Origin of the sequence: Succinimonas sp. (assembly GCF_045225735.1) — a bacterium.
In the GTDB taxonomy this organism is placed as follows: domain Bacteria; phylum Pseudomonadota; class Gammaproteobacteria; order Enterobacterales; family Succinivibrionaceae; genus Succinimonas.
Map to the genome: position 1 here is coordinate 1 of NZ_JBGVBR010000043.1, position 11,045 is coordinate 11,045.

Below are 11,045 nucleotides of genomic sequence, written 5' to 3' on the forward strand. Positions count from 1 at the left end.
TGTGGCGTCACCATTGGTTGTCATGATGTTTCCCGAGTGAAAATCACCATGAAATTTGCCGTTGCCCAGAAAACCTTCTGAAAACCATACCTGCGCCGCCTCAAGAAGCTTTTGTTCCTGGTCTTTAAGATTTTCAACAGCTGCCTTAATGATACCGATTCCGGAGGTCAGTGTGGTCAGGCTGAAGTCCTCCTTGGGTATGGGTACCGGCTTGTTCTCGTTATCCTTTACTATTATTATTTTGCCGGTGGAGGGATCTGTTTTGAAAATGTCCCGTACTTCGGTGGATAATTGTTTCATTGTTTTCTTGATGGTGTGATCAATCGTGTTGCCGCTGCCTACGGTACCTACCAGAATATTCTTTTGCGGCGGCACCAGATCATCGGCAAGCTTCATGGAAGTTACGTTAGACCCGATGGCGTGTGACGAATGCTCCGGGTTGCCCTTGATGGCATATATCTTGACACCTTCTTTGATATTTCGGGCCTCGTTCGCAGCATGATCACGTACTTCCATTTATTGATCCTCGATGGTCTTAAAGACGTTTTCCGCAGCAAAACCGCGATCAAGTATGCCCCATTCAGTTTGCAGTTTGCTAATACAGGCAGAAACAGGCAGAAACAGGTTAAAGATCCGAGGAATAATAATTAAGAAGGGAAGACGCCTCCGGCGCTTCCTTTAAATCGGGTAGGGGGAGTTTTACTCACCCCTCCCACACCACCGAACGTGCGGATCCGCATTCGGCGGTTCAAAACGAGAACACAGAAAGAAGGTAAATTAGCCTTTCCACGCAAACTGTTCTAAAATGACCCACCCCTCGCTCATCAGACGTTTGTTACTGAGAACACTGTGGATTTGAGGAGTCTTGGACATAGTCCAATACCTATTTGAGGAGTAAGCATATTCAGATATTGACGGAGCTCTTTTCACCCTTTTCCTAAACTCTTCAAGCCTTTTGCCCGGCTTCTTCCACTGTTTCCAGAGGAGCTGCCTGACACGCCGTCTGATCCACGCATCCGTATCCTTCATCCATGAACCCGGAACGGCTCCATAGAAATAGTTACTCCATCCGCGTATCTTCATTTCCAGCTTTCGCTTGACCATGGCTATACCACCCTTAGCCCTTCTGTCGAGGATTTCTTTGACGGAGTTTACAAACTTCACACGCTTCTTCTCATGAACCGTTGGGAAATAACGCATGCCCGGGTAGGCGTCCTTTAATTTCTGGCTCACCCGCTGAGTGAACGCAAAACCTAAGAACTGTGATTCCTCACTGGCCCTGACTATTTTGGTTTTATCTTTATTGACTTTCAAGAATAGCTTTTTCTCTATGAATTCCGTTACATTTTGAAGAATTCTTTCTGCCGCCTTCTGGCTTCCGCACATGATTACCATGTCATCGGCATAGCGAACAAATTTAATTCCTCTAGAGTCCAGAAGCTGATCCAACTCATTCAAGAGAACGTTGGCAAGTACGGGACTGATGACCCCGCCCTGAGGTGTTCCGATGGTAACCTTATTGCCTACTTTTCCCTCTTCCGAGATAGGGGCTTTCAGAAAACGATGTATCAGAGAGATTACCCGCCCGTCCTTTATCCTATCGGATAAAATCTGAAGCAGTTTGCTATGGTTTACGGTGTCAAAGAACTTGCTCAAATCAAGGTCTATAACCCATTCCAGACCGCTGTTCAGGTATGTCATGGCACGTGCCATTGCATCCCTGCATCCCCTTCCGGGCCGAAAACCGAAACTATTATCTGAGAAGATCTTTTCATACTCTTCGGACAGCACTAGAGCCACCGCTTGCTGCACAAAACGATCGATAACAGTTGGTATGCCCAGAGGTCGCTTATCTCCGTTCTCCTTAGGTATGTATACCCTTTTGATAGGTTTCGGGTTGTAAGTCCCGTTTCTCACCGCTTCCGAGATTTCATTCGGATGTTCCAATATGTAACACCTTAACTGAAGGGTTTCCATGCCATCAACGCCGGCGCCGCCTTTGTTGCTGACCACCTTCTTAAGTGCTTCCACAAGGTTCTTCCTTTCGAGTATTCTCTCAAGAGTTATCGGTTTGAAGTTTATGCTACTCATATCTCTATATCGCTCACCGTCATCATCTCACCCCTGAGGTATCCTTCACATTCCGTGCTATCTTTCCCTGCAGGTCGGCCGTCGCTTATGTCTTATGCCTTGTTTTCTGGACTCTGGCTGCGTTCCTTAAATTTTCACACTCGTTTTGTTCGGCCCTTCACGCATACTCATCGCTACTACGGCCTCTGCTGACTTCCTGCCATTCGTTGTTACTACTCATTGCTGAGCTGACAGGATCTCCTCGGGTAAGCCCTACATCTTTCCTCCCACCACTGCCACTTTTACATTCAGAGTTTCCGTCTGGCTATCGGACTTCAAGTTAATCAGGACTCTTATCCACTCTGCCTGCCTAAAGTGATTTCTGTACGTCAGTTCGGGATTTCACTATTGCTTCTTTCAGCTATTACATTACTGTAACCACCTTGCAATTCGCTAACACTTACCACCAGCGGTCGTGTTCGGGACTTTCACCCTATAGATATAGAACATGCCGAGCACACTGATTAAAGGGGCTCCGCCCCTTTACCCCGGAAACTGCCTCGCGCGTCAGAAATTGCAGCGTATGGCAGCCTCTTCGGAATGAACAAGGGGGAATGCAGTGTAAATGACGGCTCGCAAAAAAGCTCGGGACGTAACGAAATCCCTGGTCACCAGATGAAACAGCGGAAGAAAAGGGAAATTTCGGGCTGACAGGTCTCCTTATCTGCCTCCGGCAAAGACGATTACCGCCGGGGCCTGGGATGTTCCGCATAGATCTGCCTGGAGGCCTCGGCTTTGGGATCCAGACCGCACAGATTAACCGTGATCCTCAGGCTGTCTATCTTGGTTTTGTCTTCGCGTTCGGGATTGGTGCCGATAGTTCCGGTTTTGGTGATGCAGATCTTTGATTCCGTGCCGTTGGAATACCGCGCTATAGCTTCGCAGTCATCGCGAAATTCTTCCCCGCCGTATATCGGGATAGGAGAAGTATGACGCTGGCACCTGATTTGATCGATGCTTTCAAGACTGAGGTTCCTGAAGCTGCTGCGGAGAGCGGCCCGGGCAACTCTCCTGATCTCCAGTTCCTGCCCGGCTTCCGTATTGGTGATAAAGAAGAAAACAAACGCCAGCAGAGCCGCAAAGCCGCCCCATACGACAAGCATTATCAGCTGAGAGCCCAGTTTTCCGCCATCCCTCTCAAGCTCTGAGAGCTCCCTGGGGTTACCGGGATCATTAAGATCCGATCCGCTATGGCGAGTTTTTTTAAAAAAGCTCTTTTTTTGCTGCATGGCACTCTCAAATGCTGATATTTCAGGGCGCTGATTTCTGAAACAGCCGGGGATTCCCTGCTTCTTCCCCGGATGTGTTTCCGATATTCTCAGGGGCGAGAATACCGGGACACTGACAATCTCCTGACTGTAACAGCGTTTATGAGACCTTTAGTCTCAGATGAAAATCCGTAAACCGCGCCTGCCCGCTGTTCCGGATAATTGCATCAGCGCTATGCAGGGAAAGAAAAAGCAGGGAAAGCATTCCCGGAAAGGAGCGGCGCTGCCAGGAAAAGGACGGCATGGAAGCGGCCGTCCCGTTCCGGAGGAGTCTCCTTACTCCAGCTCCCAGGTAATGTCCACCCTATCGGCAAACGAAATCTCCTCGGCCTGATAACGATCCCCGCTGTCAAAGCCCGGGCCGTTTGCGGCGGCTCCGGCCATTTCCATCCGGGCGGACTTGGCGGCGCGGAAGGTCTGGGGGTTATCGTAGTCCACGGTGCCGTAGCTAATGGTCAGCACCTTGCCGAGCTTGGCGTTAAGCCCGCCGACAATGCTCTCCGCCTTGCTCAGGGCATCCTTGACCGCTTCTTCCCGCACCTTGGCCTTGACAGCCTTGGAATCCCGCACCCGGTAATGAATGCCGGAAACATTGTTAAAGCCGCTCTTCATAATGAGATCCATGGTCTCGGAAAGCCTGGTGAGATCGTTAACGGTAACGGTGATGGAACGGCTGGCCCGGAATCCCTTGGAAACTCTTTTATCCTTTTCCCAGGCATATTCCTCGTAAAGGTAAATGCTGTCAGCCCGGACATCCTTGTCGGTCAGTCCCACAGCGGCCAGGTTTTTGAAGAGCGCGTTCACCACTTCATCCGCGCGATCCCGGGCCTTTTTGGCGGTCTTGTCCAGAAGGGTAATCTGCGCGGACACCAGAGCCTGATCCGGCATCATTTTAAGCACGGCGCCGCCGGTAAGGGAGATCGTTCTGATTTTAACGCACTCCTCCCCCGTTCCCGCCATGGCTCCCGGAGACAGGGTTAAGCCGGTAACCCCCAGGGCCAAAACCATATTCCAGAATAAAGACTTAGCGGTGATTTTCATAAACTGAGCTCCTCTCTCTTAGACCCCGGAAGAGCATTCCCCGGGGCCGGAAAACGTATTCACAGACTAAGTATACCGCAGCTTCCGGAATTTAAAACATTATCCGCAGGAAGGCTCCTTAAAATCCCGCCCGGTTAACAGCGCCGCAAGGTTAGGGTTCTCGCAAAGCAGCCTCGTTCAGGGCGCCTCCCGGCCGTAAACAAACTCCCCTGACATGTAGCGGGACTGGCCGGTGTCCTTAAGGTAGTAGCCGTAAAGCTCCCGGATATCCCGGTCGGTGCCGTATTTCTGCTGCAGAGTCAGCCGGTCGGAGGCGGTTTTGCTCTGAGCCCGGGCAATCTGATCCCGGAGAATGCCGCTGAAGGCTCCGGGGTTTTCCCGCATCAGGGTCTCGGCTCCGGAAAGCCAGGAATCCAGAGACCTTACCGCCAGATCCAGAGCGGCGGCATAGGCGATGCTCCGGCAGAATTCCGCCGCCGCCCCCTGATTTCGGGAAGCCAGGGTGCGGATCATGGCGGGAATGCCCGGGTTCAGGGAATTCATAAGAGCAGTCTCCCGGGCGGTCAGCCTCCCGGAATTTCCGGCAAATTTGCCCACTATTCCGCCGCCGCTCCCGCCGCCTTGTCCTTCCTGTCCGGCCGGATCTCCCGAAGCCCCGCCGGGATCTCCCGCAAGCTCACGGAGCACCAGGTAGCCCAGCCCCTGAATCCGGACGGTTTTTCTGACTACCTGCAGGCACCCCGCGGGCTTCCGATCCTGACAGCGATACACCGGAATCTCCCCGCCCTCCGTGAGATCCTGAAGTCCGATAAGCCCGCCGGGCACCACGGAGATCTTTTTGCCCTCCCCGGTGATAATCACGGTTCCCGTCATGCTCATTACCGCCTCGGCCATGTCGGGGTTTTCTGAAAAGAAGGCATTCTCCATCAGGGACTGCCACATGAGATTGCCGGTGAGCCGGAAAGCCTCCCGGGAGCCGCTCTCCCGGGCCTTCCGGTACACCGTCCCCGCATCCCGCGCGGATGAAAGCTCAAAAAGATCCCCCATCCCCTCGAACTGGCCGATTAGGGAAGCATCGGTAAGCCCCTTGCGGCCGAAAGCGGACAGGGAGTCATTCACCACCCCCTGAGCCAGCTGACAGCTGTTTCCGAAGTACTGATTGAGCTCCTGCACCTTCCTTTGCAGGATTTCCATCTCCTGAGCGCACTTTTCGCAAATGGCGGAAAGCGCGATTTCAAAGGCATAGCCCTGCGCATTGGCCGCCACCGTCCGCATGAAGCTGATAAACTCCTCCCGGTTGATATAGGAAAAGCTGCCTCCGTAAAGATCAATCCCGGAACAGCCGGCTCCGGCATGAGGCAGGGTGACCGTCAGGGGATCCAGAGACTTCACCGGGGTTCTTGCCGCAGCCCCGCCTCCGGAAATCACCCCCCGGCGTTCCGTTTCAAAGGCCTTGGGACGGCTGGCATTGCTGAGAGAGCCGTAAAGCTCGCTGATTTCATGATTGAGATCCGCTCCGGCCGGTGATGCGGCCATGAGCCAAAACACCCCCGCCGCGCCTCCGGCCATGATCCTGACAAGCCTGCGTTTTCTGAAGGCCTTAAGCATCGTCCTCTCCTCCGGGTTATTCCGTTTGTGTCTTTCCGTTTGACCGTTCCTGCCAATGGCCCGCCGCTGGCAGCGCTGCCGGACAGCCTCGTCTGACAGATCCGCCGGCGGAACCGGAAACAAACTGTACACCAGAATTTTGCCTTAGCTGCGAAATACCCCTTTGCTCCCCCCGGGAGCCCTTGTCCCAAAAGCCCCGGCCTCCTCCGGACAGCTTCCCCCCGGAAGGATCCCGGCCCCCTTTCTCTCTTTACTCCCCGGTTCTCCCCCTTGCCGGCATTTCCGGAATCTGAAATTAAGAAATTCACAAATTTTTAACATCTCCGGCAATTTGGGCTATAATGCCCGCCGCCGCTGGGTGTTAACGTTATCAACTTTTTTACGAAAACGTTTTACATCTCCGGCATCAGCGCAGAGATTCCGGCCCCGCAGAATGCCAAAGCGGGAAACCTGAGGCCTGACCAGGATCAGCCATGATTAGCGGGAAGATTGCCGGAAAGTCGGTCAGGAAAACGGAAAGAGGGAATATCTGAGAGCCTTAAAAGCTCCTGAGAAGGCCCCGAGGCCAGATAAAAAAGCCGGCCAGAAACGAAAAAGCTGAAAGGAAGGCGGCCAAACCATACCCTTTCAGCAAAAAACCATACTGCCGGATTAACCTGCAGCAGGTTACAACAACACCAAAGTCTACCGCAAAATGCCTGACAAAGGGATAAACATGTTTAAAACAGTGTCATACTTCAAACTTTTTGACAGATGCGCGGCAAAACGCCGTCAAAATCACCTGCATAATCCCCGGGATCTCTGTTTTTTTCCTCCGCATGCGCATTCCTGGATGCCGGCTTATTTGAAACTGACATATGACTAAACCATATCCCTCCGTTCGCAAAAAGACTCCCCGGAATAATCAGGATCTCCTCTATTCCGGATTCAGCCTGATAAAAAGCTCCCTCCTCAGGGATCTCGGCCCCGGGTATTCCCCTGATACGCCCCGTGAGCGCGGCAGCGCTTCCCGGGGCGCCGGAGAAGCAGCCTGTTCCCCCGGCCCGCAGTTCTTCGCGCTGCCCGCTGAACTGCCTGCCGATCTCCCCGCTGAACAGCCCTGCGATCTGCCCACAGGAGAGCAGATCTTTTCTCTCCTGAAATATTTTTCCGGCCGTTACGAAAGCTCCGGAGAAAGAGCGGCCGCTCTTCCCGAGGTCTGCTCGGATCATCCGGCCATGCGGGAGCTCTGGCGGGCTCTCAGCAGGGTAGCAGATGAGCAGAACCGCAAACCCCGGGAGGACGCCGGAAAACACCGGGCCAGATCCGTATTGAACATGGCAGAACACTTTACCACCGGCCTCATTAACGATCTCCGGGTAGCGGACCGGCGCTCTCAGGAGGAATCTGATGACGCCCCGCCGGATCCGGATGACCTCCCGGAGTACCAGGAGAATTACTGCTCCGATGACTCCTATCCCCGGTACGTGTTTGCGCTGTTTCAGGAAACTCTCCGGGTGCTGGAGTCGCAAAGAACGGGAACCCCGATACCGGAAAAGCTGCCCCTCTATGCCATGGCTCCCCTCATGTGGTGATCGCCGCGGGATCTGACCCCGGTTCCGAAATTGCAGCCGGAAACTGAAAATCCCGCAACACCGGGAAGGTAATGGGGTAAAATCAGCGCAGGTAATTCTCAGCGGGAGAACTCATGAGCTATCGTCTGTTTATCTGTGAAAAACCTTCCCAGGCGGCGGATCTGGCCAGAAATCTGGGCATCCGCAAAAAACTGGCGGGCTATTGGCAGGATGCCGGAGGCGCCACTCTGGTAACCTGGTGTCTCGGCCATCTCCTGACGGAATTCATGCCTGATGACTATGATCCGGCCTATAAGAAATGGTCTCTGGATACGCTCCCCATTATTCCGGAAAAGTGGCGCTATCAGGTGGCCTCCCGATCCAAAGAGCAGTACCGGGTGGTGTCCGGGCTGGTAAAGGGAGCCCGGGAGGTGGTTATCGCCACCGACTTTGACCGGGAAGGCGAGTCCATCGCCCGCAACATCCTGACCCGGGCGAACTACCGTGGCTCTCTCATGAGACTCTGTCTTACCGCTCTTGACGATGCCTCCATTCAGAAGGCGCTCCGGAACATCGTGCCCGGTTCGGAAACCGAGCCCCTTTATCAGGCCGCCCTGGGCCGGGCCCGGGCCGACTGGCTGGTGGGACTCAATCTCACCCGCTTCTATACCCTGAAGACCCGGGAGGCCGGTTCCTCCCTGGGAGTGGTGTCCGTGGGCCGGGTGATCTCCCCCACGGTGAAGCTGGTGGTGGATCGGGATCTCGCTATTGAAAACTTTAAGCCGGTGACCTTTTACGAAATCCTAGCCGACGTGAACGGCGGCGGCATGGACTACAAGGCCCGCTGGCTCCCCGGGGAAAACCTTAAGGATCCCGACGGACACGTGCTGGATCGCCGGTATCCCGAAGAGGTAATCCGGAAATGCCGGGGGCAGGAGGCCCGGGTGGTGTCCTTTGAAAGAAAGGACAAGCTGGAGTATCCCCCGCAGCTCTTCGATCTCACCTCCCTCCAGCAGCACTGCAGCAAGCGCTGGGGCTACTCCGCCCAGAAAACCCTGTCTCTGGCCCAGAGTCTTTATGAAAAGCACAAGGCGACCACCTATCCCCGCACCGACAGCAAATATCTGCCGGATGACCAGTTTAAGGAGGTTCAGGGCATCTTCGGCGCTCTCGAGGCTCAGGATCCCGCTGTCCGGAATCTCCTCCGGGGGGCCAGTGCCGCCAAAAAGCCCGCCTGCTACAAAACGGCCAAGGTGACCGCCCACAATGCCATCGTGCCCACGGCGAACGCCAATGTGAATCTCGCCGCCATGTCTCCCGAGGAACGCAATGTCTTCACGGCCATCCGGCGTTCCTTTATCGCCCAGTTCTACCCTCCGGCCGTCTATGATGCCGCGGCTTTGATTCTGGAATCCCAGGGGGAAAGGTTCAAGGCCGTCTCCCGCATCCTGAAAACCCCGGGCTGGAAGGTTCTTTACGAAAGCGAGACCCGGGAAAACGCCGCCCCCGGGGCCGCGGCCGGATCCCGGAGCAGCAGGGGAGGCGGGGACAGCGGATCCGGAAGCGGCGATCCGGACGACAGCTCCGGACTGGGACTCCCGCCCCAAAGGCTTCCTGATGCCCGCCCCGGAGATCTCCACTTAATCAGGGATCTCACCCTGGAGGAAAAGGAAACCACGCCCCCGAAGCATTTCACCGAAGCCACCCTGCTGGCCGCGATGGAAAACATCGCCCGCTACGTCACCGATCCCGCCTGGAAAAAGATGCTGAAGGACACGGACGGACTCGGCACTCCCGCCACCCGGGCCGGCATTATCGATTCCGCGCTGAAGTGGGAGTACCTGCAAAGAGAGGGCCGGAACACCCTGCTCTCCACCCCCAAGAGCCGCTATCTTATCACCGGCATTCTGGCCGCTGACATCGCCTCTCCGGGACTCACTGCCCAATGGGAGCAGCGACTGGAAAAAATTGCCGCCGGAGACCCCGGAGAAACCGAGGAACGTTTTGAAAAGGACATTGCCGCCTTTGTAACCGAAATTATTAACAGCGAAAGAAACCGCGCGCTTCCGGGAGCTCCGGCAATGCCGCCTCCGGGCGGGAGCGGGACGGACTCCGGAGAGAGCTCAGGCTCTCCCCGGAGAAAGACCTCCCGCACCGGAGCCGGAAAAGGGAGCTCCCGCAGAACCGCATCATCACGGAAAACCGCCCCGGGAGAAGATACTGCAGGAACCGCAAAGACCCCTCGGAGGAAAACCGCAGCCGCCCCGAAATCCCGCGCCCGGAGTTCCCGCAAGGGGGCAGGAGAAGCTTTGCCGGCATCACCGGCTCCCGCCGCCTTAGCGCCCCGGGAAGATCCCGGGTTCCCCTTCCCGGATCTCCCGGAAGGCTCTTTCCCTCCTTACCCGGACGTCCCGCCGCCTCCGGAATATCCCGGTTATCCGGATCCGGGATTCCCGGATCCCTCATTTCCGCCGTTTCCGGCCCCGTCCGCCCGGGAATTCCCGGGGGATTCGGGAGTTCCCGAAGGAGGCTGGGGAGCCCCCCGGGAAAACGCGCCAAGAGCATCCGCCGGAGCTCCCGGGTTCTCCCCCCGGCCGGAGGTTCAGCATTCAGAAAACAGCGGAGGATTTATGTACGATCCCGATAGCAATCCATTTTCACATACATACCGGGCCATGAAGGGCCGGCTTTCCGCCAAACCGAAAACCTCCCGGCCGGGCGCCAGCGGAAATGCCGCCCAGACCGGAGCTCCTCCCGAGATTCCGGATCCCTTCCCGATGCCGGATGCCGCTTCTCCGGGACAGCTCCCGCCGGAATATTTTCAGGGACTTCCGGACATGAACTCCATCTTTAACGACATGAGCTTCGGTCTTGATTTCGACTCTCCGGCGCCGGCTCCGGAACCGGAACCGGAACCGGAAAAACCGGCTCGGGCGCCGGAATCCCGCCCCCGTCCGGCCGCCCCGTTTGAGGCCGTTTCTCCGGCAGCGGAAGCCCGTCCCAAAGCGAGCTCCCGGCCGGCACCGGTGCCGGAAGACGCCCCGCCCCCGGTCTGCCCGAAATGCGGCGCCGTCATGGCGCTCCGGAACGGCATCAGAGGAAAGTTCTGGAGCTGTACCCGTTATCCGGACTGCCGGAGCACCATCAGCGTCACTGACAATGATGAGGGAGTAACCCGGACGCCGGGAAAAGCCTCCGCTTCCCGCGGGGAGCCAGGCAAAACCCCCCGGACGGCCCCGGCCTCCCGGAAGCAGCCGGACAGCGCTTCTCAGGATACGCCGGTGTGTCCTTCCTGCGGGAGTCCCATGAAAAAAAGACAGGGCCCCCGGGGGCCCTTCTGGGGCTGCAGCAAATATCCGCAGTGCCGGGGCACCCGAAATATCTGAGTCAGTCCTCTCTTTCCAGCCCTCTTTCCCTTTCAGGCTCTGCTCTGCCCCGCCCTCCT

7 protein-coding genes are annotated in these 11,045 nt (G+C 56.2%); 2 read left to right on the forward strand and 5 right to left on the reverse strand.

The window, feature by feature from the left end; translation table 11 throughout:
• The 5 genes from ACJROR_RS01580 to ACJROR_RS01600 all read right to left on the reverse strand — a co-directional run.
• Positions 1-516 (reverse strand): hypothetical protein (locus ACJROR_RS01580; RefSeq protein WP_406545565.1); only part of this gene is annotated, 516 nt, incomplete at its 3' end.
• 261 nt (positions 517-777) lie between these two features.
• Positions 778-2,091: a group II intron reverse transcriptase/maturase gene (ltrA, locus tag ACJROR_RS01585; protein WP_406545566.1), complete on the reverse strand. Its 1,314-nt coding sequence runs from the start codon at positions 2,089-2,091 to the stop codon at positions 778-780.
• A 722-nt stretch (positions 2,092-2,813) separates the two neighbouring features.
• Positions 2,814-3,359: a hypothetical protein gene (locus ACJROR_RS01590; RefSeq protein WP_406545567.1), complete on the reverse strand. Its 546-nt coding sequence runs from the start codon at positions 3,357-3,359 to the stop codon at positions 2,814-2,816.
• Positions 3,360-3,674: 315 nt separating this feature from the next.
• Positions 3,675-4,439 carry an SIMPL domain-containing protein gene (locus ACJROR_RS01595; protein WP_406545568.1) on the reverse strand — a complete coding sequence of 255 codons (765 nt, stop codon included), beginning with the start codon at positions 4,437-4,439 and terminating at the stop codon, positions 3,675-3,677.
• Between the two features lie 177 nt (positions 4,440-4,616).
• Positions 4,617-6,047, reverse strand: coding sequence for a conjugal transfer protein TraH (locus ACJROR_RS01600; RefSeq protein WP_406545569.1), 1,431 nt, complete (start codon positions 6,045-6,047; stop codon positions 4,617-4,619).
• An 857-nt stretch (positions 6,048-6,904) separates the two neighbouring features.
• On the opposite strand from ACJROR_RS01600, the gene ACJROR_RS01605 reads away from it, so the two are divergent.
• Together ACJROR_RS01605 and ACJROR_RS01610 are read left to right on the forward strand one after the other, a co-directional pair.
• A complete protein-coding gene (locus tag ACJROR_RS01605; RefSeq protein ID WP_406038289.1) occupies positions 6,905-7,621 on the forward strand; it encodes a hypothetical protein in 717 nt (238 codons plus the stop codon).
• 113 nt (positions 7,622-7,734) lie between these two features.
• On the forward strand, positions 7,735-10,986 hold the full coding sequence (locus ACJROR_RS01610; RefSeq protein ID WP_406545570.1) for a DNA topoisomerase 3: 3,252 nt from the start codon (positions 7,735-7,737) through the stop codon (positions 10,984-10,986).
• Positions 10,987-11,045 lie beyond the last annotated feature (59 nt).